The sequence below is a fragment of the Pseudomonas sp. UBA6753 genome, from assembly GCF_002453565.1.
GTDB classification, from domain to species: Bacteria; Pseudomonadota; Gammaproteobacteria; order Pseudomonadales; family Pseudomonadaceae; genus Aquipseudomonas; species Aquipseudomonas putida_Z.
In genome coordinates this window covers 42,452-67,723 of record NZ_DKHD01000058.1, presented here as the reverse complement: position 1 = coordinate 67,723, position 25,272 = coordinate 42,452, and the positions used below count along the sequence as shown (strand labels likewise).

The 25,272-nt window shown below is 63.2% G+C and carries 21 protein-coding genes and 1 pseudogene; 13 read left to right on the top strand and 9 right to left on the bottom strand.

The features are described from left to right. Positions 1-8: 8 nt before the first annotated feature. Positions 9-1,568 (bottom strand): glycogen synthase GlgA, encoded by a 1,560-nt coding sequence (gene glgA / locus B2790_RS22565; RefSeq protein WP_075045668.1) that lies wholly within the window; start codon positions 1,566-1,568, stop codon positions 9-11. An 899-nt stretch (positions 1,569-2,467) separates the two neighbouring features. Here glgA and B2790_RS22560 point away from each other — a divergent pair. The 5 genes and pseudogenes from B2790_RS22560 (at position 2,468) to B2790_RS22540 (ending at position 8,438) form a co-directional block, all read left to right on the top strand. Continuing rightward, a pseudogene (locus tag B2790_RS22560) lies at positions 2,468-4,782 on the top strand (type VI secretion system Vgr family protein). Further along, positions 4,779-6,182, top strand: coding sequence for a hypothetical protein (locus B2790_RS22555; RefSeq protein WP_286919811.1), 1,404 nt, complete (start codon positions 4,779-4,781; stop codon positions 6,180-6,182). The pseudogene B2790_RS22560 and the gene B2790_RS22555 overlap by 4 nt, the downstream one beginning before the upstream one ends. 9 nt (positions 6,183-6,191) lie before the next feature. Next, positions 6,192-7,148: a PoNi-like cognate immunity protein gene (locus B2790_RS22550; RefSeq protein WP_286919810.1), complete on the top strand. Its 957-nt coding sequence runs from the start codon at positions 6,192-6,194 to the stop codon at positions 7,146-7,148. A gap of 15 nt (positions 7,149-7,163) precedes the next feature. Next, on the top strand, positions 7,164-8,126 hold the full coding sequence (locus tag B2790_RS22545) for a PoNi-like cognate immunity protein (RefSeq protein ID WP_286919809.1): 963 nt from the start codon (positions 7,164-7,166) through the stop codon (positions 8,124-8,126). A gap of 54 nt (positions 8,127-8,180) precedes the next feature. After that, a complete protein-coding gene (locus B2790_RS22540) occupies positions 8,181-8,438 on the top strand; it encodes a PAAR domain-containing protein (RefSeq protein WP_286919807.1) in 258 nt (85 codons plus the stop codon). A gap of 42 nt (positions 8,439-8,480) precedes the next feature. On the opposite strand, the gene B2790_RS22535 is transcribed toward B2790_RS22540, so the two are convergent. Continuing rightward, complete coding sequence (locus tag B2790_RS22535; RefSeq protein ID WP_013973320.1) at positions 8,481-8,648, bottom strand: DUF6026 family protein; 168 nt, start codon at positions 8,646-8,648, stop codon at positions 8,481-8,483. 152 nt (positions 8,649-8,800) lie between these two features. On the opposite strand from B2790_RS22535, the gene gnd reads away from it, so the two are divergent. The 6 genes from gnd (at position 8,801) to B2790_RS22505 (ending at position 14,754) form a co-directional block, all read left to right on the top strand. After that, the gene (gene gnd / locus B2790_RS22530) at positions 8,801-9,835 is read left to right on the top strand and encodes a phosphogluconate dehydrogenase (NAD(+)-dependent, decarboxylating) (RefSeq protein ID WP_265183363.1); all 1,035 of its coding nucleotides are present in this window, start codon (positions 8,801-8,803) and stop codon (positions 9,833-9,835) included. Further along, positions 9,832-11,337 carry a glucose-6-phosphate dehydrogenase gene (gene zwf / locus B2790_RS22525; RefSeq protein ID WP_286919805.1) on the top strand — a complete coding sequence of 502 codons (1,506 nt, stop codon included), beginning with the start codon at positions 9,832-9,834 and terminating at the stop codon, positions 11,335-11,337. Before gnd ends, zwf begins: the two co-directional genes overlap by 4 nt. Before the next feature lie 144 nt (positions 11,338-11,481). After that, entirely contained in the window at positions 11,482-13,278 is a 1,797-nt protein-coding gene (locus B2790_RS22520) for a glycoside hydrolase family 15 protein (RefSeq protein WP_286919804.1), read from the top strand. Between the two features lie 116 nt (positions 13,279-13,394). Further along, positions 13,395-13,673: a type II toxin-antitoxin system RelE/ParE family toxin gene (locus B2790_RS22515; protein WP_286919803.1), complete on the top strand. Its 279-nt coding sequence runs from the start codon at positions 13,395-13,397 to the stop codon at positions 13,671-13,673. A gap of 15 nt (positions 13,674-13,688) precedes the next feature. After that, complete coding sequence (locus B2790_RS22510; protein WP_025339798.1) at positions 13,689-13,976, top strand: HigA family addiction module antitoxin; 288 nt, start codon at positions 13,689-13,691, stop codon at positions 13,974-13,976. Positions 13,977-14,133: 157 nt separating this feature from the next. Beyond that, positions 14,134-14,754 (top strand): TetR/AcrR family transcriptional regulator, encoded by a 621-nt coding sequence (locus B2790_RS22505; RefSeq protein WP_015270992.1) that lies wholly within the window; start codon positions 14,134-14,136, stop codon positions 14,752-14,754. Positions 14,755-14,901: 147 nt separating this feature from the next. On the opposite strand, the gene preA is transcribed toward B2790_RS22505, so the two are convergent. The 3 genes from preA to hydA form a co-directional block, all read right to left on the bottom strand. Then, the gene (gene preA, locus B2790_RS22500; RefSeq protein ID WP_013973314.1) at positions 14,902-16,176 is read right to left on the bottom strand and encodes an NAD-dependent dihydropyrimidine dehydrogenase subunit PreA; all 1,275 of its coding nucleotides are present in this window, start codon (positions 16,174-16,176) and stop codon (positions 14,902-14,904) included. Continuing rightward, a complete protein-coding gene (locus B2790_RS22495) occupies positions 16,177-17,544 on the bottom strand; it encodes an NAD(P)-dependent oxidoreductase (protein WP_286919802.1) in 1,368 nt (455 codons plus the stop codon). It abuts the gene before it with no gap. 247 nt (positions 17,545-17,791) lie between these two features. Then, positions 17,792-19,231 (bottom strand): dihydropyrimidinase, encoded by a 1,440-nt coding sequence (hydA, locus tag B2790_RS22490; protein ID WP_286919801.1) that lies wholly within the window; start codon positions 19,229-19,231, stop codon positions 17,792-17,794. Between the two features lie 341 nt (positions 19,232-19,572). Between hydA and B2790_RS22485 the strand changes: the two genes are divergently transcribed. Then, positions 19,573-21,063 carry an NCS1 family nucleobase:cation symporter-1 gene (locus B2790_RS22485; protein WP_025339793.1) on the top strand — a complete coding sequence of 497 codons (1,491 nt, stop codon included), beginning with the start codon at positions 19,573-19,575 and terminating at the stop codon, positions 21,061-21,063. Positions 21,064-21,200: 137 nt separating this feature from the next. Continuing rightward, positions 21,201-22,484: a Zn-dependent hydrolase gene (locus B2790_RS22480; RefSeq protein WP_286919800.1), complete on the top strand. Its 1,284-nt coding sequence runs from the start codon at positions 21,201-21,203 to the stop codon at positions 22,482-22,484. A gap of 196 nt (positions 22,485-22,680) precedes the next feature. Here B2790_RS22480 and B2790_RS22475 read toward each other — a convergent pair whose 3' ends face one another. The 4 genes from B2790_RS22475 to B2790_RS25125 form a co-directional block, all read right to left on the bottom strand. Continuing rightward, positions 22,681-23,208, bottom strand: a complete 528-nt coding sequence (locus tag B2790_RS22475) for an AAA family ATPase (protein ID WP_286919799.1) — start codon at positions 23,206-23,208, stop codon at positions 22,681-22,683. Between the two features lie 34 nt (positions 23,209-23,242). Continuing rightward, positions 23,243-24,202 (bottom strand): ribonuclease Z, encoded by a 960-nt coding sequence (locus B2790_RS22470; protein ID WP_286919798.1) that lies wholly within the window; start codon positions 24,200-24,202, stop codon positions 23,243-23,245. A 177-nt stretch (positions 24,203-24,379) separates the two neighbouring features. After that, the gene (locus B2790_RS22465; protein WP_286919797.1) at positions 24,380-24,925 is read right to left on the bottom strand and encodes a lipocalin family protein; all 546 of its coding nucleotides are present in this window, start codon (positions 24,923-24,925) and stop codon (positions 24,380-24,382) included. Positions 24,926-25,005: 80 nt separating this feature from the next. Next, positions 25,006-25,203 carry a hypothetical protein gene (locus tag B2790_RS25125; RefSeq protein WP_286919796.1) on the bottom strand — a complete coding sequence of 66 codons (198 nt, stop codon included), beginning with the start codon at positions 25,201-25,203 and terminating at the stop codon, positions 25,006-25,008. Positions 25,204-25,272 lie beyond the last annotated feature (69 nt).

Genomic DNA, 25,272 nt, shown 5'->3' with positions numbered 1-25,272 from the left:
TTCCCCGTTCAGTAGTGGCTGTGCTGTGCCTGCTTGACCAGGTCTTCGTACAGGCGTGCGTAGGGTTCCACGGCCTGGCACCAGTTGAACGGTTGGGTCATCGACAGGCAGCGCATGGCGTTCAGCAGGTCCTTCTTGCCGTATACATAGAAGGCGCGGCTGAGTGCCTGGCGATAGCTCTCGACGGTGGACTCGTTGAACAGGAAACCGGTGACGCCGCACTCGATGGTGTCGGCCAGGCCGCCAGTGTTGCGCGCTACCGGCAGCGAGCCGAAGCGCTGCGCGTACATCTGGCTGAGGCCGCATGGCTCGTAGCGTGACGGCATCAGCAGGAAGTCGCTGCCGGCGAACATGCGCCGGGCATCGGTCTCGTTGAAGCCAATGCGTACGCCGATACGGCCCGGGTGGCGTAGCGCCAGTTCGCGCATGGCCTGCTCTTCTTCCGGCTCGCCACGGCCGATGATCGCGATCTGCCCGCCTTGCTCGACGATGTAGTCGGCCACACCCAGGGTCAGGTCCAGGCCTTTCTGGTAGACCAGGCGCGAAACCACGGCGAACAGCGGGCCTTCGGAGGGCTGCAGTTTGAACAGCTCGCGCACTTCCTGGGCATTGCGCGCCTTGCCTTCCCAGTCGTTGATGCTGAAGTTGTGCTGCAGGTGCTTGTCGGTGGCCGAGTCCCAGCTTTCGTCAATGCCGTTGGGAATGCCCCCGAGCAGGCCTTGTTGGGCCTTGCTGGCGAGGAAGCCGTCCAGGCCGCAGCCGAATTCCGGGGTGGTGATTTCCCGGGCATAGGTGGCGCTGACCGTGGTGATGTGGCTGGCGTAGGCCAGGCCGGCCTTGAGGAACGACAGCTTGCCGTAGAACTCCATGCCTTCCTGCTGCATGGCGTGCTCGGGGATTGCCAGTTCCGGGCTGCAACCGCGGCTGTACACGCCCTGGTAGGCCAGGTTGTGGATGGTGAACAGGGTTGGCGTACTCAGCCCGCGCCAGTGCATGTAGGCCGGAGCCAGGCCGGCGGGCCAGTCGTGGGCGTGCACCACTTCGGGCTTCCAGTGGATCCTGCCTTCGCCGGCGGCGATTTCGGCGGCGGCCAGGCCCAGGCGGGCGAAGCGGATGTGGTTGTCGGGCCAGTCGCGGCCGTTGTTGGCGCCATAGGGGGTGCCGTCGCGCTGGTACAGCTCGGGGCAGATCAGCACATAGATGACCAGGCCGTCGGCCATGTCCATGCGCCCGATCTTGCACGGCGGCAGGGCGGCGTGGCCACCCAGTTCACCGACGATGTGGATGGGGTTGTCGCTTTCCATCACCTGGCGGTAGCCGGGGATCAGCACCCGCACATCGTGCAGGTGCGCCAGGGCACGGGGCAGGGCTGCAGACACATCGCCCAAGCCACCGGTTTTCACCAGGTCGGCGATTTCCGAGGTCACGAACAAAATCTTGCGCTTGTTGCGGTTGTGCTGGCGCTGGGCGCCGGGTGCCTTGCCTGTCGTGGCGAAGTCCGGGGTGAGCGGTTCGCGGTTGTCCGGGTTGAATGAATCTACGTGAGGCTCGACAGCGGCACTGATCATACTTCTCTCCGTCCCTATGCTTGGCCGGGTGCTGGCACCCGTGGCGATGTTTCGTGTTGGTTCTCTCTGATTCTGGATTCTGCGTAGTGCGTTCCATGCCCCAGGGTCGTGCGCGCAGGCACGGCGCGATCGGCATTCCGGCCGAAGGCGATTGGGCTGGTGGGGTGTGTGGGCCGAGGCTGGGAAGTCCCTTTGCGTTTGGCCTACTTAGTTCCTGACCTGCCCGCGTTCCGGAAAGTTCGACTTTTTTTCGTCACTCTTCCGTTGAGCAAATGGCGGGCCGAAACCCGAGTGTAGGAGAGAAAGAGATAAAAATGTGACCCGCTGGTCACTATTGTTACGCCGCGGAGTAGACGCAAACGTTGGCGGTTGTGACCGGATGTGAATGCAGGGGCTGGAGCGGTGGATGGGGGGCAGACGGCATGCCCCATTTTCTGCCAGTCATGCACCTTTTTGGTTCGCTTGAGGGGTGCCAAGTTCATCGCCCTCCAACAGAATGGTGCATTTCGGAATCCAAGTGATTTCAGGGTGAATGAAAGGGGCTGTTTCGCGAACTTTTCAGTAACTATATTTATTATTTTCCTGGCTTGAATTTCTGGTGTTTCAGTGAGCGGACTTGCGCGCGAAAAAGCTTGTAAGTTTATGCTTTAGGAAATTTCCTACGAAATCGTCAATGCATGAAACCCATCGTTCCTGTCATGGCGGGGCGGTACGGTTTAAGTTGCTCTTCAGTCACTGCCTCATCCTCACTGTCGTCATCGGTCAAGTCCGCCAATGCCACGGATCTAGCCGGCTTGAACGTTGGCGACGGGCAATTTTCATTCGACGTACTCATCTTGAAGAAAGCCAGGATGTGGTTGTTTTTTCGCCGGTAAACATGATGGCGGGTAGAGCAACTCATGAAACAGTCGGACTTTCGTTTCGGATTTCAGGCGCTCGCCGGGCGCACGGAGTTCGAAGTGGTTTCATTCAAGCTGGAAGAAGCTATCAGCCAGCCATTTGTGCTGAGCCTTGAACTTGTCAGCTACGACAGTGATGTCGACTTCGGCCAGGTGCTCGACAAGCCTGCGCTATTCACCCTTTATTGCGCAGACCGGCCACTGCGTCATGTGCATGGCTTGGTCAGTGCCTTCAGCCAAGGTGAAACCGGCTTCTGTCGCACGCGCTACCACGCTGTGGTCGAGCCGCAACTGGCCCGTGCCCGCTTGCGTTCGAACTGGCGCATCTTCCAGCAGAAAACCGTGCCGCAGATTCTTGAACTGATGTTCAAGCGTCAGGGCATTGCCCGGTTTGAGCTCAATAGCAGCGCCGATCACCAGGTGCGTGAGTTTTGTGTCCAGGCGGGGGAAACCGACCTTGACTTCATCCATCGCCTTGCCGCTGAAGAGGGCTTCGTCTACCGCTTTGCACACTGCGCCAGGCACCACACGCTGATCGTTACCGATCGCCTGCTATCGCTTGGGTTGCTCAGCCGGGGCACGCTAAAGCCCGTAGATGATGAGGCGCTTTGGCTGGATGAAGATGATCTCGGCCCCGACAAGGTGCTGTACCACGCCAGTAGCGGTGGCGACCAGGCTCGTGCTTGCCTGCGGCGTTTGCGCTACTGCGAGCAGGTGCGTACTGCGCAGCAGGTGCAGCGCGACTACACCTTCACCAACCCGGCCTATCGCCAGGAGCACAAGGCTCAGGCCAGCGGAATCACGCACCAGTCGCTGGACTACGAGTTTTTTGATTACCCGGGCCGCTACAAGCGCGATGCGGTCGGCAAGCCCTTCACTGAGACGCGGCTAACGGCCCTGCGCCATGACGCCCGCCTGGCCGAAGTACAAGGCGATGACGTGCGCCTGCAGCCAGGCCTGAGCTTCACCCTCGTCGGCCACCCGCGCGAAGACCTCAATGTGCACTGGCGCATGATCAGCCTGTGCCACGAAGGTACGCAGTTCACCAGCCTGCAGGAAGAAGCCGCCGGCGCCGAACAAGGTACCCGCTATGTGAACGATGCGCTGCTGGTGCAAGGCATGGCCGAATGGCGCCCGGCCCCCTTGGCCAAGCCGCGCATCGATGGCCCGCACATGGCCACCGTGGTCGGGCCGCCGGGCGAAGAGATTTTTTGCGACCAGTGGGGGCGGGTCAAGGTCAGCTTCCCCTGGGACCGTGAAAGCAGCAACAACGAATTCAGTTCCTGCTGGGTGCGGGTGTCGCAAGGCTGGGCCGGTGGCAGTTGGGGTTCAATGGCCATTCCGCGTATTGGCCAGGATGTGATTGTTCACTACGTCAATGGCGACCCTGACCAGCCGATGATCACCGGGCGCACCTACTGCGGTGACCAGCTGCCGCCTTACGACCTGCCCGAACACAAGACCCGCATGACCATCAAGAGCCAGACCCATAAAGGCGATGGCTTCAATGAGTTGCGCTTCGAGGACGAACTGGGGCACCAGGAAGTATTCATTCATGCCGAGCGCGACCAGAAAACGTCGTGAAACACAACGAAACCACGCTCATCGGCAATGACCGTAGCGAGCGCGTCGAGCATGACGAAGTGGTGCACATAGGTGGCAACCGCAGTGTCAAGGTCGGCGCCAGCAAGAGCGAAACGGTCGCCCTTGGCAAGGTCGAAAGCATAGGCCTGGGCAAGTCGTTGGCCGTTGGCGGGGCGTTGAGCGTGATGGTTGGCCTCGAGGCCAGCGAGCAGGTCGCGCAGGACAAGCGTGTGCAGGTCGGCGGGCAACTGCGGGTCGATGCCAATGACGATGTGTCGATCACCAGCCATCACGGCCATGTGCACATCGATAGCCGAACGTCGCTGACCCTGAGTTGCGGCGGGGCGTTCATCAAGCTGGGTGATGGCCGCATCGAAATCGGTTGCCCCGAGCCACTGCTTTTGCATGCCATCGCCCAGGTAAAGGCGCCTGCACGTTACGGCGAGCCGCCTGCACCGTCGCAGGAGGAAATCGAGTTTCGCCTGGTGCATGCCGACGGTACGCCGATTGCGGGCACGGCCTACGTAGCGACGTTGTCCGATGGCACCCAGCGCCAGGGTATGGTCGACCAGAACGGCTATGCCCGCCTGGCTGGCGTTACCCCCGGTTGTAGCGCCCAGGTGCGCTACGAGGTTGGCCAAGGTTCGCTGCAGCTGACGACCGCAACCGAGCCGGATGCTGCCCTGCAGGCATTGCTTGCCGGCTGTACCTCGGCAGGTGGCCAGCCATGAACTCTGCTGCTGACTGGCTGGATGAAGCGGTGGAAAGGGTGGCAGGTGGCTTTGGCTGGCTGCGTGACCTGGTGCTGGGCGAGTTTGCCGAGGAACGGCCACTGAGCGTGGTCATTGCCGACATGCTGCTGTCGTTGGTGCCTGGGGTGGTGATCGTGCTTAGTGCCCGTGACCTGGCCGCAGTGTGCCTGCGCCTGGGTAAGCGCTACACGGCGAATGGCAGCCAGGCAACGGCGCAGCCGCCACAGTGGCAGGAGTGGGTGCTGCTGGTCGCCTGCCTGATTACCTTGATCGCGCCGATCATCGGTGCCGTGGTGGGGGCGGTGGGTACGCCCGTGGGCTCGGTGGCAGGTGCATTGGTCAGCCAGGAAGCGGCAGCGTTTCTGCGAGGTTTGTGCCTGCTACTTATCCGTGAAAGCCAGATCATCTTGCGGACCGTGGTTGCGTTTCTTGGCAAGTTCACCCGCGGCAGCGTGGAGTTCTGGCTGCGCCAGGTCAGGTTCACGAGCTATGAAAAGGATTTGCTGGCCTATCTGAACCAGTTCTTGACCAAGGTCATGGCTGCAACGGCAAAGCTTCGCAGCTACCTGGGCAACTGGCCCTTCAACCAGGCGGCCTCGCACCTGTTGGTGCGGCTGCAGGCCATGGAAGCGCAGTTCTACGCGGTGCAGGTGCATGCAGTGCGGGAAATCCCACAGGCGCTGATGCAACTCGACGCCAGGTTGGCCAAGGTGCTGGAACAGGCCAGCGATCTGCCCGCGCAGGTTGCGCAGGCCGGGGTGCATGCGCCTAAGCCGGTGCCCATGGCGATGAGTGGTGGGCGGGTGACTTCTGGCATTGGCATGCGTCCGCGTTACCTCGAGCGCCCCGAGGGTGCGCTCGGCCCGCCAGTGCCCACCTCTGCGGCTGCCGCCACGCATGGCGCCAATGTGCACGTGTTCGATCATTCGACGGCGACCCGGGCGCAGAAGGGCATTTATGGGGAGGTGGTCAGTGATCAGTACATGCTCGGCAAAGGCCATGAGAACCTGCTGTCGGCCGCTCGTGGGCCTCGCAGCCTGCAAATGAAACCCACCGGGCGCGGGCTGGATGGCGTCTATCGTAATGCCCATCCACCGCCGCCGTTCATCATTACCGAGACCAAGTATCGAACGGGGGGCGCGTTTTCGCCGGGTAGTTTGCCGGTTACAAAGGGGAGTAAGGGGTTTCCGAGTGCCAGGCAGATGAGTGATGCGTGGATTGTCCCCAGATTACAAAGCGTGTTGGGACGTAAGGAGGGAGATGCGATTCGAGAAGCGGGGTACGAGCGGTGGCTAATAGTAGTAAACGAAAACGGGGTCGTATCGAGTGTGACTAAGCTCGATGGGAATGCAAGTGCCATTGTTGATACTGTTCGCTAGAGGGATGTCATGGCGCATTTTGATCTGGTTAAAAGAGAGCCGCTTCTTCAAGAGAAGTTTTATCTTGACGATGTGTCGTATTTGAAAGAGAAGTACTTTGAGCGGAGTGCTGAGGAATTTTTGGCTAGGTCTTGGCCAGACTACGTTAATGTGGAGGGATTAAGTTGGGGGTGGTGCTTTCAGTCACTTGAGCTATTGATTGAATTGTATTCAGGGGGGGAGCCAATAGAGTCCCTCCGGCCCTATGCTGAACACGTGTTTTCCCAGTTTCAACGTCACAAGCAAGCTTATCCGAGTTTCAGCTTGAAACTGTGGGAGCCGGATGCCTATCAGTACACACTCTGGCTTCTATCGTTTGCAGTGCTGTTCAACAAGCCCGGGCGCATCAGGCAAATCGCAGGTTTTTTGAGTGAAGACCCAGATGACGGTGAGGACATCCTGTTGCGGCAACTGTTTTCCCGTGTGGGGGTGACGATTCCCGGGAGTACGTTGATTCATGAGCGCCCCTATCATGAATTGCTCAATGCCGTAACTACCGAGAAGGATGAGCAGCAACAGGCAGTGCGTAGTTACCTGAAGCAGTGGTATCGCGGCATGCGCAACTGTTATTGGCATGACCGGCACAAGGCACGAAGCGATGCGGGTTTCTTTGGCTATTGGGCCTTTGAGGCAGGATTGGTCACTGTGTTGTGGGGCGTCGACGATACGCCCTATAGAGATCTTCCTTTCTACCCGAAGGATTTGGTAGACGATGCTCGCAAGCGTCAAGTTATCAAAAGCTTCCCTGAACAACTGCAAAGCGCGCCGTATTCGGATGCGCTTGCCAGGTCGGGCGAAATTTGCCCGCGCACGGGCGTGTGGGTATGTGATGAATGGGCGGTGGGGCCTCAGACATTCATGCAAGGCGTAGAGATGCCGAGCGAAAATGGGCGCTCGCTGGTTTGGCGCTTGGTGAAAGGCTTATAGCGTGCGGGAGGGCCAATGGGCCAGTTCGACAGCATCAAGCGCGACCCGTGGATGGTCGAGCAGCATTACCTGGCTTCGACCCGTGAAAAAGAGCAGGAATTCGCCGACCCTGACGCCCAGGCATTGCTGAGCGGGCCAGCCGAGCACAGGCACCACTACCGTGGCCTTAGCCGTGACTGGGCCCACATGGCACTGGAGCTGGCAGTGCAGCGGTATTCCGGTGGCGAGCCGATGGAACTGGTAGAGGCCTATGCAGACTATGCGTTCGCCCAGTTCGCCCGGCATTTTTCGGCGTACCCGGCATCCAGCGAGCAGTTGCGCCCTTGGGTATCGGATGAATACCGGCTTGCCTTGTGGCTGCTGTCGCTGGCGGTGCTGTGCGGTTACCCCGAGCGTGTCGACCAGGTACTGGGCTGGCTGAACCAGGACGACGAGCGCAGCCCCGACCTGCTGCTGCATCGCCTGTTCCAGCGGCTGGGCAAGGCCTACCCTGGCACCTCATTGCTTCACCCCGAACCTTATGGCGCCTTGCTGGAGAGCCTCGACCTGAAAGGGCCCGCGCAGCATGACGCGCTCATGCACTATCTCGGGCAGTGGTACGCCAATGCGCACGTTTGCTACTGGCACGAGCGCCACACCCGGGCACAGAGTGACCACTTGGGTTACTGGGCCTTCGAGGCCGCACTGGTGGCGTTTTTATGGTCTGTGCAGGGTGATGGCCTGAAAAGCGCTCCTCACTTTTACCCGCAGGCGCTCATCGAAAGGGCGCATTACCGACGCCTGGGCAAGCAGTTCCGCGACCCGGAAACCGCCAGGCGCGAGGATGCCCCAGGCTGGCCTTCCGGCACGCCTTGCCCATGGCCCGGGTACTACGTCTGCGTCGAGCGCATGGTGGGCGAGCAGGTGTTCATGCACCAGGCACCTTTCCCTGAGATCGATGGCCAGGTCGTGCACTGGCGGCTGTCGAGAACGTTCTGATTGGCGCTGCCGGCATGCGTGCCTGGCGCCTCACATGATTCGGGAGTGGCAACAATGCCCGCCATCGTTCTGCTGGGTCACCCTCACCACTGCCCATTGTGCGGCCCGACCAGCATCAGCAGCGGCTCCAGTCTGTTCTTCGTCAACGGCAGGGCAGCCGCCAGGGTTGGCGACAGGCTCGGGTGTGGGGCGGTGATTACCAGCGGCTCGGCACTGATGATGGATGGTGGGCAGCCGCTTGCCAGGGTCGGCGATGCCACCAGTCATGGCGGTACCCTGGAAAATGGCGATAATAGCTGGCTGCTCGATTGAGCGATGTGGGAGCAGTTCAGCTCCCACAGGGACGGGGCAACTTCAGAGGCTGACGGCCTTGCCGTCTGTGCGTGCTTGCGCCAGCAGCAGGTTCAATTGGGCGACCTGCTGGCGCAGCTGGTCACGTTCGTCCTTCAGTTTACGCAGCTCATCACGGCGCACGGAGACATAGAGGGTCTGGGTTGGGGTTGCAGGCATCAAGGTACCCATGAGCACACCTCGCGGTTTTGGCTGGTGACAAGTTAAAGCGTAGACGCTTCAGGCGGGCGCATTTTGAATTCTTTCGCAGGTCTTGGGAACTTTTTTGTTTATCGTTGTCTCGCCGTTCGTCGCTGAACCCTCGATCGGTTCGCTGGACTAATCTGAAAAGCTGGATTGTGTTGTCATTTATTTCGAAAGGGGAGCATCGGCTCATGCAACTGGGAATCATCGGGCTGGGCCGCATGGGCGGCAATATCGCAAGGCGCCTGATGCGCGCCGGCCACCGTACGGTGGTGCATGACCGTAACCGCGAGGCCATCGACGGCCTGGAAGGCGAGGGCGCCCAAGGCGCGCACGACCTCGGTGCGCTGGTACAGAAGCTGAAAGCACCGCGTGCGGTGTGGGTCATGCTGCCCGCCGGCGAGCCCACCGAGCAGACCATTGCTCAACTGGCCGAGCTGCTGGAGCCGGGCGATGCGATCATCGACGGCGGCAACACCTTCTACAAGGATGATGTGCGCCGCGCCGCCGAGCTGGCCAAGCGCGGGCTGCATTACCTGGACGTCGGCACCTCGGGCGGCGTGTGGGGCCTGGACCGTGGCTACTGCATGATGATCGGTGGCGAAAAGGACGTGTTCGAGCGCCTGGAGCCTCTGTTCAAGGCGCTGGCCCCGGGCGTGGGTGACATCCCGCGTACCCATGGCCGCAGCGGCGAGCACCAGCGTGCCGAACACGGCTACATCCACGCCGGCCCACCCGGTGCCGGGCACTACGTGAAAATGGTGCACAACGGCATCGAATACGGCCTGATGCAGGCCTATGCCGAAGGTTTCGACCTGCTGCGCAGCAAGGGCGGCAACGAACTGCCGGAAGACCAGCGTTTCGACCTGAACGTGGCCGAAATCGCCGAAGTGTGGCGGCGTGGCAGCGTGGTCACCTCGTGGCTGCTCGACCTCACCGCCGATGCGCTGGTGGCCGACCCGCAGCTGTCGCAGTTCAGTGGCTCGGTGTCCGACAGTGGCGAGGGCCGCTGGACCATCGACGCCGCCGTCGAGCAGGCGGTGCCGGTACCGGTGCTGTCCAGCGCGCTGTTCGCCCGCTTTCGCTCGCGCCAGCAGCAAGGCACCTATGGTGACAAGATTCTCTCGGCCATGCGCCTGGGCTTCGGTGGCCACGTCGAGAAAAAAGCCGAATGACCAAACAGAGCATTCCGGCTGCTCCGCCATGCACCCTGTTCCTGTTCGGCGCCAATGGCGACCTGGTCAAGCGCCTGCTGATGCCGGCGCTTTACAACCTCAGCCGTGACGGTCTGCTGGACCGTAACTTGCGTATCGTCGGTGTCGACCACAACCCGGCCACTGCCGAGGAATTCGCCGAGCGCCTGCATGCGTTCATGGTCGAGCGTGACAAAGGTGGCGAGGGCACGGCCAAGTGCCTGGATGAGAAGCTCTGGGCACGCCTGGCCAAGCGCCTGGATTACCAGACCGGCGATTTCCTCGACCCGGCCACCTACCAGGCCCTCGCCAAGCGCATCGACACAACCCGCCACGGCAACGCCATCTTCTACCTGGCGACCTCGCCGCGCTTCTTCCCCGAAGTGGCGCAGCGCCTGGGGCAGGCCGGGCTGCTCGACGAATCGGCCGGCGGCTTTCGCCGCGTCGTGGTGGAAAAGCCCTTCGGCACCGACCTGGCCAGCGCCGAGGCGCTCAACGCCTGCCTGCTGAAGGTGATGGGCGAGCGGCAGATCTACCGCATCGACCATTACCTGGGCAAAGAGACGGTGCAGAACATCCTGGTCAGCCGGTTCTCCAACGGCTTGTTCGAATCGTTCTGGAACAACCACTACATCGACCATGTGCAGATCACCGCCGCGGAAACCGTCGGCGTCGAGACCCGTGGTGCGTTCTATGACAGCACCGGGGCGTTGCGCGACATGGTGCCCAACCACCTGTTCCAGTTGCTGGCGATGGTGGCCATGGAACCCCCGGCCGCGTTCGCCGCCGATGCCGTGCGCAGCGAAAAGGCCAAGGTGGTCGGCGCCATCCGCCCATGGTCGGCGAAGATGGCCCTGAAAAACTCCGTGCGTGGCCAGTACAGTGCCGGCAAACAGGGGCGCAAGCAGTTGCCTGGCTACCGCCACGAGGCCAACGTCGCGGTGGATAGCCAGACCGAGACCTATGTGGCGCTGAAGGTGATGATCGACAACTGGCGCTGGGCCGGCGTGCCGTTCTACCTGCGCACTGGCAAGCGCATGAGCGTGCGTGATACCGAAATCGCCATCTGCTTCAAGCCGGCGCCTTATGCGCAGTTCCGCGAGTCGGAGCTGGAGCGGCCCAAGCCCAATTACCTGAAGATCCAGATCCAGCCCAACGAAGGCATGTGGTTCGACCTGCAGGCCAAGCGCCCCGGGCCGGAGCTGGTGATGGAGAACGTCGAGCTGGGCTTTGCCTACAAGGACTTCTTCAAGATGACCCCGGCGACCGGCTACGAGACGCTGATCTACGACTGCCTGACCGGTGACCAGACCCTGTTCCAGCGGGCTGACAACATCGAGAACGGCTGGCGCGCGGTACAGCCGTTCCTCGATGCCTGGGCCCAGGGCGGCGAGGTGCATGAGTACCCGGCCGGTGAAGACGGGCCCGAGGCCGGCAATGAATTGCTGGTGCGGGACAAGCGCGAGTGGCATCGGTTGGGGTGAGTTTTTTGTAGAGCCTGTGCCGGCCCTTTCGCGGGCACGCCCGCTCCCACAGGTATTGCACCGCCTTCACGGGCTGTGGTGCACCTGTGGGAGCGGGCATGCCCGCGAAGAGGCCGTCACAGGCAAACACACAAAGGAGCCCCAATGCCTGCCCACATCGAAGACTATGCCCTGCTGGGCAACTGCCGCAGCGCCGCCCTGGTCAGCCGCGATGGCTCGCTCGACTGGCTGTGCCTGCCACGCTTCGACGCCCCCGCGGTATTCGCCGCACTGCTGGGCAACGAGGAAAACGGCCGCTGGCGCCTGGCCCCCTGCGACCCGGTCGAACACAGCAGCCGCCAATACCTGGACGACACCCTGGTGCTGGAAACCACCTGGGTCACCGCCACCGGCCGCGCCCGCGTGCTCGACTTCATGCCGCTGGGCGAGGTTAACGCGCTGGTGCGCATCGTCGAGGGCCTCGCTGGCGAAACCAACTTCGAAATGGACCTGATCATGCGCTTCGACTACGGCCGCAGCGTGCCCTGGGTGGAACGGCTCGACCCGCTGACCCTCAGCGCCGTCGCCGGCCCCGACCGGCTGATCCTGTGCAGCACCGTCCCCCCGCATGCCCGCGACCAGCACACCGTCGCGCGCTTTCGCGTTGGTGCGGGTGAACGCCAGGTGTTCAGCCTGCGCCACCAGCCCTCGCACCTGCCGGTGCAGCCCGGCTGTGATAGCGATGAAGCGCTGACGCAGACCATCGACCAATGGCAGGCCTTCGCCGCCCGCTGCCCACAGGTGGGCCCATACTCCGCCCTGGTGCGCCGCTCGCTGCTGACCCTCAAGGCCATGACCTACGCGCCCACCGGCGGCATCGTTGCCGCCGTCACCACCTCACTGCCCGAGCGCATCGGCCACGAGCGCAACTGGGACTACCGCTTCTGTTGGCTGCGCGACGCGACCATGACCCTGCTGGCCTTCATGAACCTCGGCTACTTCGACGAAGCCCAGGCCTGGCGCGAGTGGCTATTGCGCTCGGTGGCCGGCAACCCCGAGCAGATGCAGATCATGTATGGCCTGGCCGGTGAGCGCGACCTGCAGGAATACACCTTGCCGTGGCTGGCCGGTTACGAGCACTCGCAACCGGTGCGGGTGGGCAATGCAGCGTCAGCGCAGATGCAGCTGGACATCTACGGCGAACTCGCCGATGCCATGACCCAGGCAATCAAGGGCGGCTTGCCCCGCCACCCGCGCAGCGCCGCCATCGCCCGCTCGATCCTGCCTTACGTAGAGCGCATCTGGCGCCAGCCGGACGAGGGCATCTGGGAGGTGCGTGGCGGCCGGCGGCAGTTCGTGCACTCCAAGGTCATGGCCTGGGTGGCCTTCGACCGTGCCGCTGGGCTGGCCGACACCACCGAGGAAGGCCGCGAGCGCGGCCAGCATTACCGCCAGGTGGCTGACGAGATTCGTCGTGAAGTGTGCGCGCAGGGCCTGGACCCCAGCGGCCGCTTTTTCGTCCAGGCCTATGGCTCGACCGAGATGGACGCCAGTTTGTTGCACATTGCCCTGACCGGCTTCCTGCCGGCGGATGACCCACGCTTCTTGCGCACGCTCGAACAGGTCGAACAGCGCCTGCTGAAAAACGGCCTGCTGCTGCGCTATGACAGTGACCGCTGCAGCGACGGCCTGACGCCCGGGGAGGGCACCTTCCTGGTGTGTTCCTTCTGGCTGGCCGACGTGTATGTATTGCTGGGCCGCCAGGCACAAGCGCAGGCACTGTACGAACGCCTGACCGGCCTGTGCAACGACCTTGGCCTGCTGGCCGAACAGTATGACCCGGCGGGCCAGCGCATGCTTGGCAACTTCCCCCAGGCGTTCAGCCATATCGGCATCATCAACACCGCACTGAACCTGCACCGCGCACAGTGCCCGGTGCGTGATCGGGCGAGTTGCGGATAGAGCCGCATCCTTCGGTAATTAATGTGTGACGCATTGCGTCACACATGATACTTTGCTTCGTGTGATGCATGGGGTCACACTTGGCTCGTCTCCCAAATGGACACGGCGAGCTACCCATGATCATCAGTTTTCGACACAAGGGACTGCGAATTTTTCATGAAACGGGCAACACCCGAGGGATCCAGGTCTCTCACGCAAAGCGCTTGAAGCGGCAACTCCAGTTTCTTGATTGCGCCATGTCTGCGCAAGATTTGAGCGTTCCAAGCTGGCAGTTGCATCCGCTCAAAGGGGAGTTATCGGACTTCTGGTCAGTCAGTGTCTCTGGTAACTGGCGGCTGATCTTTCGCTTCGTGGGTTCGGATGTCGAACTGGTCGATTACCTTGATTACCACTGAATAGGAGAGCTGAGCATGCCTTTGCACAATCCGCCACATCCAGGCGAAACCTTGCGTGAAGATGTTCTGCCCGCGTTAGGTCTGACGGTGAAAGCCTTCGCATCGCATCTTGGGTTCTCTCGAGAAGCGCTTTCGCGGGTATTGCATGGTCGCGCGGCGATGTCTCCAGACTTGGCAATACGCCTGGAGATGGCTGGAATCAGCACCGCCCGGTTGTGGTTGGCCATTCAGGCTGATTACGATATCTGGCAGGCGCGTCACCGACAGCAACCTGTGATTACCCGGTTGTTTCAGGCCGCCTGATGTAAAAGTGTGAAACGACCGGGGTAGACTAGGGCAAACCCCTTCGGCACGGAGCACACATGGGCATTTGCGGTACTGATCGGCAGATCGACAACATCGAGTTCAATTTCATCTACCCAGACGGTTATGAGCTGGCGGTGTGGACGGCGCAAGCCTGATGGCCAACCACAAGATCGAAATCCGCCGGCGCAATATCGAGAAGATTCTGCAGGCGGCGGAAAAGGTGTTCGCCGAGAAGGGCTACGGCGCCACCTCGATGGGTGATATCGCTGAGCAGGCCGAGTTGCCGCGTTCCAACCTGCATTATTACTTCAGCACCAAGGACGACCTGTTCCGCGCGGTGCTGCAGGACCTGCTGGATGTGTGGAAGCAGGACGCGCTGTGCTTCGAGAACTTCGACGACCCGCGCGTGGTGCTGACCAGTTACATCCGGGCGAAGATGGGCCACTCGCGCTCGCGGCCGCTGGGCTCGAAGATCTGGGCCGAAGAGATGCTGCATGGGGCGCCAGTGCTGGGGGTGAACCTGGATGAAAGCCTGGTGCCCTGGGCCAAGTTGAAGGAAGCCAAGATCCGCCGCTGGGTGGAGGAGGGGCGCATCCTGCCGGTGGAGCCGTCGGCGCTTTTGTACATGATCTGGGCCTCGACCCAGCACTATGCCGACTTTGGTTACCAGGTGACGTTACTCAATGGCGGGGAGGCGTTGTCGGACATGGCCTTTGAAAATGCCGTGCAGACGGTGACCAGCGTGATCTTGCGGGGGATCGGGCTGGAGCCTTGAGGCCGGTGTACGTGGAGCGATTGGGGCCGCTTTGCGGCCCTTCGCGGGCACGCCCGCTCCCACAGGTGTTTCGCTGCCCTCCCAAACGGCGCGATCCCTGTAGGAGCGGGCGTGCCCGCGAAGGGCTGCAAGGCAGCCCCAATTGCCTCAACTGGCCTCGCGGTAGGGATTACGCGGGTCCTGCGTCCAGTTCAGGTACGGCTTGCCGGTATCCTGAGCCACCATCTCGATGCAGTTCTCCACCGGACAGGTGATCTGGCACAGATTGCAGCCCACGCATTCCTCCTCAATCACGCTGTAGGCATGCGTGCCATCTGCATTCAGCGTACTGGCAATCGCCTGGTGCGAAGTATCCTCGCAGGCAATGTGGCAGCGCCCGCAGCCAATGCATGCTTGCTGGTCGATGTGCGCCACCGACTTGTAGTTCATGTCCAGGTACTTCCAGTCGGTGGTATGCCCCACCGCCTGGCCGCGGAACGCCTCGATGTTGCGGTGCCCGTGCTGGTCCATCCAACGCGCCAGGCCGTCCTTCATGTCCTCGACGATGCGGAAGCCGTGCAGCATCGCCGCCGTGCACACTTGCACGGCGCCACTGCCCAGGGCCATGAACTCGGCTGCGTCACGCCAGCTGCCGATTCCGCCAATGCCGCAGATCGGCAAGCCGCGCGTTTGCGGGTCGCGGGCGATTTCCGCCACCATGTTCAGGGCAATCGGTTTCACCGCCGAACCGCAGTAGCCGCCATGGGTGCTCTGGTCGCCAACGATGGGGTGGGCGACCATGCGGTCGAGGTCGACGCTGGTGATCGAGTTGATGGTATTGATCAGCGACACTGCATCGGCCCCACCACGGTGCGCGGCGCGCGCCGACTGGCGGATGTCGGTGATGTTCGGCGTGAGTTTGACGATCACCGGCAGCGAGCAGTACGTCTTGCACCAGCGGGTGACCATTTCCACGTACTCCGGCACCTGGCCAACCGCCGCACCCATGCCGCGCTCCGGCATGCCGTGCGGGCAGCCGAAGTTCAGTTCGATGCCATCGGCCCCGGTGGCTTCCACCAGCGGCAGGATGAACTTCCACGAGTCTTCCACGCACGGCACCATCAGCGACACGATCAGCGCGCGGTCGGGCCAGTCCTTCTTCACCTGGGTGATTTCGCGCAGGTTGATGTCCAGCGAGCGGTCGGTGATCAGCTCGATGTTGTTGATGCCTTGCACCTGGCGGTTGGGGCCGTAATGCGCCGAGTAGCGCGACGACACGTTGACTGCCGCCGGGTCTTCGCCCAGGGTTTTCCACACTACGCCACCCCAGCCGGCCTCGAAGGCGCGGACCACGTTGTAGGCCTTGTCGGTTGGCGGTGCGGAGGCCAGCCAGAAGGGGTTGGGTGCCTTGATGCCGGCAAATTCGATGGACAGGTCGGCCATTTACGCAGCCTCCACGTTGAGCATGAGTTGGGCATGGATGGCTTCGGCGGCCAGCTTGCCGTGTTGCACCGCCTGGACGGTAAGGTCCTGGCCCAGGGCGGTGCAGTCGCCGCCGGCATATACGCCAGGCAGGCTAGTTTGCATCCTTTCGTCGACGCGGATGCGCTCGCCTTCGCGAGCCAGTTGCGCGGCTACCGGGTCGCCGAGGCTGGCGTCGTCGAAGCGTTGGCCGATGGCCTTGAAGATGGCATCGGCGGCCAGTTCGAAGGTTTCGCCGGTGTCGCGCAGGCGGCCGTCTGCCAGCTCGGTGCGGGCAAAGCGCATGCCGCGCACCTGGCCGCTGTCGTTCAGCAGCACGGCATCGGGGCGGGCCCAGGTATGCAGGCGCACCTGGTTGGCCTTGGCGATGTCCTGCTCGTGGCCGGTGGCACCCATGTCGGCATGGCCACGGCGGTACACCAGGTTGACGTCACGGGCACCCAGGCGGCTCATCTGCACGGCCATGTCGATGGCGGTGTTGCCGGCGCCGATCACCAGGCAGCGGTCGGCCAGGGGCAGCTGGCTCAGGTCGTCGGCCTGGCGCAGTTCGCGGATGTATGCGGTGGCGGCGAGCAGGCCGGGGGCCTCTTCATCCGGAAGGCCGAGCTGGCGCACGGCATTCAGGCCGAGGCCGAGGAACACTGCGTCGTACTGATCGCGCAGTTCGCCCAGGCCGAGGTTGCTGCCCAGGCGCTGGCCATGGCGGATCTCGATGCCGCCGATGCCGAGCAGGAATTCCACTTCACGCTGGGCGTAGTCGTCCACCAGCTTGTAGCGGGCGATGCCGTACTCGTTGAGGCCACCGGCCTTGTCGCTGGCCTCGAACACCACCACATCATGCCCGTGCATGGCCAGGCGGTGGGCGCACGACAGCCCGGCGGGGCCGGCACCCACTACGGCGATGCGCTTGCCAGTGGCCGGCGAACGCTGGAACGGGTGCTCGGTGAACTGGGCGTTGTCCAGGGCATAGCGCTGCAGCTGGCCGATCAGCACCGGTGCACATTCCTGCGCGTTGTTGCGCACGCACGCTTGCTGGCAAAGGATTTCGGTGGGGCAGACGCGGGCGCAACTGCCGCCGAGGATGTTGGCCGAGAGGATGCGCTCGGCGGCGCCTTGTAGGTTTTCGTCGCTGATGCGGTGGATGAACGACGGGATGTCGATGTCGCTGGGGCAAGCGTTGACGCAGGGGGCGTCATAGCAATACAGACAGCGTGCGCTTTCGACGGCGGCCTGGCGGGCGGTGAGGGGTGGGGCCAGGTCGCTGAAGCGCTCGGCCAGCTGGTCGGCGCCGGCCCGTGGGCGCGGCAAGTGGTTCAGGGCATCGATCACGGTTGTAGCCTCTCTTTTTATATGGGGCTTGGAATGGGGGCGCGGTGCGCCCCAATCGCCGGCAAGCCAGCTCCCACAGGTACAGTGTTGTCCGTGAGAGCAATGCCATCCCTGCAAGAGCTGGTGCCATCAGGAGGCCCATGCCCTTGAGAGCTGGTTCCATCAGGAGAGCCATGCCCTTGAGAGCAGCACTATTCCTGTGGGAGCTGGCTTGCCGGCGATGGGCTGCGCAGCAGCCCCAATGGCTTCAGCGCTGCACGGGCGTCGGCCGCTGCACTTCGGCCCTGCGCCCCAGCACCTCGTACACCGACGGATACGCCGGCCGTTCCACATACCGGCCCGCGCCTTTTTTCGCACGCAGGTCGCCATCGGCCCAGAGCACCTTGCCCTGGCTGATGGTGTGGCTGGGGATGCCGCGCACGGTACGGCCTTCGAAGATGTTGAAGTCCACCTTCTGGTGGTGGGTCCTGGCCGAAATGGTGCGCGTGCCTTGCGGGTCCCACAGCACCAGGTCGGCGTCGGCACCAACGCGAATGGCACCTTTGCGCGGGAACAGGTTGAAGATTTTCGCGGTGTTGGTGGAGGTCAGCGCGACGAACTCATGCATCGACAGGCGCCCGCTGTTCACCCCGGCATCCCACAGCACCGCCATGCGGTCCTCGATGCCGGCAGTGCCGTTGGGGATACGGCTGAAGTCGTCGCGGCCCATGGCTTTCTGCTCGGCGCAGAAGCAGCAATGGTCGGTGGCGGTGGTGTGCAGGTTGCCCGACTGCAGCCCGCGCCACAGCGCCTCCTGGTGTTCACGCGGGCGGAACGGTGGGCTCATCACGTAGCCTGCGGCGGTGGCCCAGTCCGGGTCGCGGTAGACGCTGTCATCCAGCAGTAGATGGCCTGGCAGCACTTCGCCGTACACCGGCTGGCCCTTGCCCCTGGCATAGGCGATTTCGTCCAGCGCTTCGCGGCTGGAAACATGCACCAGGTACAGTGGCGTGCCCAGGGTCTCGGCAATGCGGATGGCGCGGCTGGCCGCCTCGCCCTCGACCTGGGACGGGCGTGACAGCGGGTGGGCTTCCGGCCCGGTCAGGCCCTGGGCCAGCAGTTTTTTCTGCAGGTGGTACACCAGTTCGCCGTTCTCGGCATGCACGGTGGGCACCGCACCCAGTTGCAGGCAGCGTTCGAAGCTGGCCACCAGGGTGTCGTCGGCGGCCATGATCGCATTCTTGTAGGCCATGAAGTGCTTGAAGCTGTTCACCCCATGTTTGGCCACCAGTTCGCCCATTTCTTCGGCCACCTGCTCGCTCCACCAGGTGATGGCGACATGGAAGCCGTAGTCGCTGGCGCTTTTCTGCGCCCAGCCGCGCCAGGTGTGGAAGGCATCCAGCAACGACTGCTGCGGGTTGGGGATGACGAAGTCGATGATCGAGGTGGTGCCACCGGCCAGGCCCGCGGCGGTGCCGCTGAAGAAGTCCTCGCTGGCCACGGTGCCCATGAACGGCAGCTGCATGTGGGTATGCGGGTCGATGCCGCCGGGCATCAGGTACTGGCCGCTGCCGTCGAGGATCTCGCAGTCGGTGGGCGGTTCGAGGTTTTGCCCGATGGCGCGGATCAGGCCATCGGCACACAGGACATCGGCGGGGTAACTCTCTTCGTGGGTGACCACGGTGGCGCCACGGATCAACAGGGACATGCCGTTTTCCTCGCAGGCTGACCGGTCTGGGCCGGTTCTTGGAATTGTCTGGGTGCAGGGCGTGCAGGGCGGTTAATCCTGTCAGACCTGACAAGATTGGAGGCTAGATGCAGATACGGCATTCAGCAAGAAAATTTTCCCATTAATTTTGTGGTTTTTAACTCATTGAAATTAAGGAAATTATTTATTTTGCAGTGCTGACTACGGGGCTTTTTGAAACTTTGACTGACTTGACAAGATGAAAATCTGGTCGAGATTTTCAAGCACATAAAGCGTGTGTACTCCGGCCATCGCATCAACCCGATGGGCAAACAACTACAAGAAAATCTGGAGAAGGCCCCATGCAGCAGAGCAGATCGGAAGTGGTCGAGCAGGATGGCCTGTTCGAGCTGTCCGAGGGCAGCGATGTCCTCGACAGCCCGCGCTACAACCACGACATCGCCCCGACCAAGGTGCACCAGCGCACCTGGAACAAATGGCATATCACCGCCCTGTGGGTGGGCATGTCCATCTGCGTGCCCACCTACACCCTCGGCGGCGTGCTCACCGCCTACTTCGGCCTCAGCGTGGGCGAGGCCCTGCTGGCGATTTTGCTGGCCAACCTGATCGTGCTGATCCCGCTCACCCTCAACGCCTTCCCTGGCACCAAGTACGGCATTCCGTTCCCGGTGCTGCTGCGTTCGTCGTTCGGCATCCTTGGCTCCAACGTGCCATGCCTGATCCGGGCAGTGGTCGCCTGTGGCTGGTTCGGCATCCAGACCATGTTCGGCGGCCTGGCCATCCACCTGTTCCTCGGCTCGGTGTTCGACGGCTGGAAAGCTTTGGGCGGCACCGGCGAGGTGATCGGCTTCATGATCTTCTGGTGCCTGAACCTGTGGGTGGTGCTGCGCGGCGCCGAGTCGATCAAGTGGCTCGAAACGCTTTCGGCACCGCTGCTGGTGGCGGTCGGCGTCGGCCTGCTGTTCTGGGCCTTGCCGCACATGTCGATGACCGAACTGCTGGCCCAGCCGCCCAAGCGCCCGGAAGGGGCGAACATGCTCGGCTACTTCTGCGCCGGGCTTACCGCCATGGTCGGTTTCTGGGCCACGCTGTCGCTGAACATCCCCGACTTCAGCCGCTACGCCCGCAGTCAGAAGGACCAGATTCTCGGGCAGATCTTCGGCTTGCCGCTGACCATGTTCCTGTTCGCCGCGCTGGGCGTTGTGCTCACCGCTGCTTCGGCATCGCTGGTTGGCGAGACCGTGTCCGACCCGGTCAGCCTGATCGGCAAGATCCACAGCCCGTTCTGGGTGGCCCTGGCCATGGCGTTGATCGTGATCGCCACGCTGTCGACCAACACCGCAGCGAACATCGTGTCGCCGACCAACGATTTCCAGAACATCGCCCCACGCCTGATCGGGCGCAGCCGCGCGGTGTGGCTGACCGGCTTCATCGGCCTGGCGCTGATGGGCCATGAGCTGCTGAAGAAGCTGGGCTGGATCGTCTCCGACCTGAGCCTGGAGAGCGTGTACTCCAACTGGCTGCTGGGCTATTCCAGCCTGCTGGGGCCGATCGCCGGGATCATGGTGGTGGACTACTTCCTGATCCGTCGGCAGAAGCTGGACCTGGCCGGGTTGTACCGCGACGACGTGTACCCGGCGTGGAACTGGGCCGGTTTTGCCGCCTTTGCGTTGCCGGTCGCGCTGACCGTGATGGCCATTGGCAACAGCAGTTTCAGCTGGTTCTACGACTACGGCTGGTTCACCGGTTCGCTGCTGGGCGGGGCGCTGTATTACCTCTTCGCCGGCGTGGTCGCGCGCAGCCCGGCGCGGGTGGCCAAGCCCTTACCGTGAGACCGCGTTGGCTCCTTCGCGGGCTCGCCCGCTCCCACAGGTACTGCACGGTTTTCCAGACCTGTGGTGATCCTGTGGGAGCGGGCATGCCCGCGAAGAGGCCGGCACAGACAACAAAAAGCCTGAAGGAGAAACCCGTGACCCCAGTCAAAGAGATCCTGAAGACCACCGCCCACCACATCGACAGCACCCGCCTGTGGCAGTCCCTGATGGACCTGGCCCGCCTCGGTGCCACCGCCAAGGGCGGCGTGTGCCGCCTGGCCCTGACCGACCTCGACCGCCAGGCCCGCGACCTGTTCGTGCAGTGGAGCGAGGCCGCCGGATGCACGGTCAGCGTCGACGCTGTCGGCAACATCTTCGCCCGTCGCCCGGGGCGTAACCCCAAGCTGCCCCCGGTGATGACCGGCAGCCATATCGACACCCAGCCCACCGGTGGCAAGTTCGACGGCTGCTTCGGGGTGATGGCTGGGCTGGAGGTGCTCCGCACCCTCAACGACCTGGGCATCGAAACCGAAGCACCGCTGGAAGTGGTGGTGTGGACCAACGAGGAAGGTTCGCGCTTTGCGCCGTGCATGATGGGTTCCGGGGTGTTCGCCGGCAAGTTCACCCTGGAGGAAACCCTGGCCAAGCGCGACGCCCAGGGTGTCAGCGTTGGCGAGGCGTTGAACGCCATCGGCTACGCCGGCCCGCGCGCCGTATCAGGCCACCCGGTGGGGGCCTATTTCGAAGCGCATATCGAGCAGGGCCCGATCCTCGAAGATCAGGCCAAGACCATCGGCGTGGTGCTGGGCGCGCTAGGTCAGAAGTGGTTCGATCTGACCCTGCGCGGTGTCGAGGCCCATGCCGGCCCTACGCCCATGCACCTGCGCAAGGACGCCCTGGTCGGCGCGGCGGCGGTGGTGGAGGCAGTCAACCGCACCGCCCTCGGCCACCAGCCCCATGCCTGTGGCACGGTGGGTTGCCTGCAGGCCTACCCGGGCTCGCGCAACGTGATCCCGGGCGAAGTGCGCATGACCCTGGATTTCCGTCATCTGGAGGGTGAGCAGCTGAATGCGATGATTGCCGATGTGCGCGCGGTGATCGAGGCGACCTGTGCCAGGCATGGCCTGAGCCACGAACTGGTACCCACAGCCGATTTCCCGGCGTTGTACTTCGACCAAGGGTGTGTCGATGCCGTGCGCGAATCGGCGCAGGCGCTGGGCCTGCCGCATATGGATATCGTCAGCGGCGCGGGGCACGACGCGATCTTCCTGGCCGAACTGGGGCCGGCGGGGATGATTTTCGTGCCGTGCGAGAACGGTATCAGCCATAACGAGATCGAGAACGCCACGCCCGAGGACCTGGCCGCGGGCTGCGCGGTGTTGCTGCGCGCGATGCTGGCGGCGTCGGAGGCGATTGCCAGTGGGCGATTGGCGGCCTGAGCAGAGATAGAAGGCGCCTGCGCCGGCCCTATCGCCGGCAAGCCAGCTCCCACAGGTACTGCATATGCCCCAAAGGCCAGTTCCCATAGGTACTGCATATTCCCCACAGGTACTGCGTATGCCTCTGGGTCAGTTCCCACAGGATGCACTGGCCCTGAGGCATGTGCAGTACCTGTGGGAGCTGGCTTGCCGGCGATTAGGCCGGAACAGGCAATGAGAGGCTCGCCAGAAACGCCGCAATCTGCCGTTCACCTCGCAAATGCACCACCGGCACCTGCGGCCCTGTGGCCTGGCGGCTCGCCTCTATCCCCGGCCGATACCCCCGGTCGAACGTCCATACGAATTTCAAAAAGGTCAGAAACGCCCGGTCCAGCCGCTCGGTACATCCTGCCGGCAGGTCCGGTCGGGGCTTGTTCAGCACGCTGCGCAGGATCACCCGCTTGAGGCAGGTCAGTCTCGGCGTATCCAGCCAGATGACCAGGTCGGCCCGCGGCAGACGCAGGTCGAACGTGCGGCGGGCATAATTGCCCTCGCATACCCAAGCCTCCCCAGCCACCGCATCGCGCACGCGGGTACGGAAGGTCTCGGCATCCGGCTCGACCCAGCCGGTCTCCCAGAACAACGTATCGAGGTGCACCACCGGCACGCCCAAGCATGCGCCTATCTGCCGGGCCAGGGTCGATTTGCCACTGCCGGCGTTGCCCAGAATCACGATGCGTTGCATGGCCAAGTCCTTTTGGAAAACCGGCCATGCTAAATCATCCGGCCGGTTCGAGACAGCCATCGCGCCCGATGTGATAGCGCTGCAGGTCCTGCGCCAGGGTCAGCTGCCCGCTGTAGTGGGCGAGGGCTTCGTCGCGCACGTTGTCGATGCTCGGGCTGCGCCGTGGGTCGTTCTGGTAGCGGGCGCTGAAATGCGTCAGCACCAGGTTGCGCACGCCCGCAGTTTCGGCAAAGCGCGCCACCGCAGCCGCGGTGCTGTGGCCGAAGGTTACCCCCGTGCGCTCGACCACCGCCTGGGTGAACGTGGCCTCGTGCACCAGCACGTCCGCGCCCTTGGCGACGTCGGCCAACAGCTCGGGGTTGTCGTTGTCGCCGCACACGATCACCCGCCGTGGCGGGCGCGAAGGGCGCAAGTAATCACAGCCGTGCAGCCGCTGCCCGCCATGCTGCACCGTCAAGCCCTTGGCCAGCTCGCCCCACAGCGGGCCGCGGGGGATGCCGTCGGCTTCCAGGCGCGGTATGTCCAGGCGCGGTTCGGGGTTGAGCTCGGTGAACACGAAGCCGACGCTCGGCACCCGGTGCGAAAGCTGCACGCTGGTCACCTGCAGGGCGTCACTGCTCCATTCCACCAGCTCTTCCACGGCCAGCAGGCGCAGTTCGAACGGCAGGAAGGTATCGCTGGCCACCAGCCCCTGGCGCACCCAGTCGTGCAGGGCGGCGGGCAGGACAAGGTCCAGTGGCTGGGTGCGCCCGCTCATGCCGGCGCTGGCCAGCAGGCCCGGCAGGCCGAAGCAATGGTCGCCGTGCACGTGGGTGATGAAGATGGCCCGCAAGTCGCGGATCGACAGCGGCGTATGCAGCAGCCGGTGCTGGGTGCCTTCGCCACAGTCGACCAGGTACCAGTGGCTGCCACTGGCTTCGATCACTGCGGTGGCGCTGACGTTGCGTGCCTTGGTCGGCACGCCGGCGGAGGTGCCCAGGAACAGCAAATCCATGGTCTGGCTCCTTGTTTCAGTCCAGCAGTGACGTCAGCACCAGCGGGCGGATGGGTGTCGGACGGATAAGGGGTGCAGGTAGCGGCGTGGTACTCAACGGGCTCGTTCCTTCGAGGTAGTAAGGGCGCACACCTTAGCCGGATTGCCGCATGTCGTCGATGGCCCGCCAGGTGTTGCCTACTCGGCCTGCCGCCAGATCAGCTTGCTGGTGTCATAGCCTTGCTCCCGGGCGATCGTCAGCAGTTGTTCGCGCAGCTGGTCGGTGACCGCGGGCGTGCGCGAAAGCAGCCACAGGTATTCGCGGTTCGGGTGGCCGACCAAGGCTACGCGGTAGTCCTGGTCGTGGTACAGCACCCAGTACTCGCCCTTGGTCAGGCCGGGCGCGAGGCGGCTGAACCAGTTGTCGAAGCGCACCCAGAGTTTGTCGGTGCTGCCCGGTTGCTGGGCTTCGGCGATGCCCTTGGCCTGGTTCCACTGGCCGTCCTTTTCCTGGCAGCGGTTGGTCACGTCGAGGCGGCCGTCCTCTCGCAGGCCATAGTGCGCTTCGGACTGCACGCAGTTGCGCTGGAAGAACATCGGCAGCCGCGCGAGTTCGTACCAGGTGCCCTGGTAACGTTGCAGGTCGACCTGCTGGGTGCGCGGCGGCGCCGGGTGATCGTTGCCGGCGCAGCCGAGCAAGGCCAAGGTTATGCAGGAAAGCAGCAACGTGGTGCGTAGCGCCATGGTGAACCTCCTTGATACGGACGGGGCTTACTTGGGTTTCGATGCGAACGAGAGGCAAAAGTTGTACAGGATTATGCCTTTCAGAACGAACCGGTCTGCACTTCGCCTGCACGCACGTAACGGGCGATGACCACGCCCTCCTCGGCGTAGGGCACGATCCAGCCGCCGTTGGTGAAGCCGCCGCTGGTGCCTTCCTGCGGGCCACCGGGGTGGCTGGGGGCATGGGATAGTCGAATGGCTGGCGGCAGAATCGACAGGGCCTTGTGCTGTGTCTGCACTGGCCCTATCGCCGGCAAGCCAGCTCCCACAGGTACACCACAGTCCTTGAGTTCAGCGTAAAACCTGTG

What these genes read in the sequence shown, in the direction of transcription:
- glgA (WP_075045668.1), bottom strand. Translation starts at nt 1,568, where the DNA reads ATGATCAGTGCCGCTGTCGAGCCTCACGTAGATTCATTCAACCCGGAC.
- B2790_RS22555 (WP_286919811.1), top strand. Translation starts at nt 4,779, where the DNA reads ATGAACTCTGCTGCTGACTGGCTGGATGAAGCGGTGGAAAGGGTGGCA.
- B2790_RS22550 (WP_286919810.1), top strand. Translation starts at nt 6,192, where the DNA reads ATGGCGCATTTTGATCTGGTTAAAAGAGAGCCGCTTCTTCAAGAGAAG.
- B2790_RS22545 (WP_286919809.1), top strand. Translation starts at nt 7,164, where the DNA reads ATGGGCCAGTTCGACAGCATCAAGCGCGACCCGTGGATGGTCGAGCAG.
- B2790_RS22540 (WP_286919807.1), top strand. Translation starts at nt 8,181, where the DNA reads ATGCCCGCCATCGTTCTGCTGGGTCACCCTCACCACTGCCCATTGTGC.
- B2790_RS22535 (WP_013973320.1), bottom strand. Translation starts at nt 8,648, where the DNA reads ATGGGTACCTTGATGCCTGCAACCCCAACCCAGACCCTCTATGTCTCC.
- zwf (WP_286919805.1), top strand. Translation starts at nt 9,832, where the DNA reads ATGACCAAACAGAGCATTCCGGCTGCTCCGCCATGCACCCTGTTCCTG.
- B2790_RS22520 (WP_286919804.1), top strand. Translation starts at nt 11,482, where the DNA reads ATGCCTGCCCACATCGAAGACTATGCCCTGCTGGGCAACTGCCGCAGC.
- B2790_RS22515 (WP_286919803.1), top strand. Translation starts at nt 13,395, where the DNA reads ATGATCATCAGTTTTCGACACAAGGGACTGCGAATTTTTCATGAAACG.
- B2790_RS22510 (WP_025339798.1), top strand. Translation starts at nt 13,689, where the DNA reads ATGCCTTTGCACAATCCGCCACATCCAGGCGAAACCTTGCGTGAAGAT.
- B2790_RS22505 (WP_015270992.1), top strand. Translation starts at nt 14,134, where the DNA reads ATGGCCAACCACAAGATCGAAATCCGCCGGCGCAATATCGAGAAGATT.
- preA (WP_013973314.1), bottom strand. Translation starts at nt 16,176, where the DNA reads ATGGCCGACCTGTCCATCGAATTTGCCGGCATCAAGGCACCCAACCCC.
- hydA (WP_286919801.1), bottom strand. Translation starts at nt 19,231, where the DNA reads ATGTCCCTGTTGATCCGTGGCGCCACCGTGGTCACCCACGAAGAGAGT.
- B2790_RS22485 (WP_025339793.1), top strand. Translation starts at nt 19,573, where the DNA reads ATGCAGCAGAGCAGATCGGAAGTGGTCGAGCAGGATGGCCTGTTCGAG.
- B2790_RS22475 (WP_286919799.1), bottom strand. Translation starts at nt 23,208, where the DNA reads ATGCAACGCATCGTGATTCTGGGCAACGCCGGCAGTGGCAAATCGACC.
- B2790_RS22470 (WP_286919798.1), bottom strand. Translation starts at nt 24,202, where the DNA reads ATGGATTTGCTGTTCCTGGGCACCTCCGCCGGCGTGCCGACCAAGGCA.
- B2790_RS22465 (WP_286919797.1), bottom strand. Translation starts at nt 24,925, where the DNA reads ATGGCGCTACGCACCACGTTGCTGCTTTCCTGCATAACCTTGGCCTTG.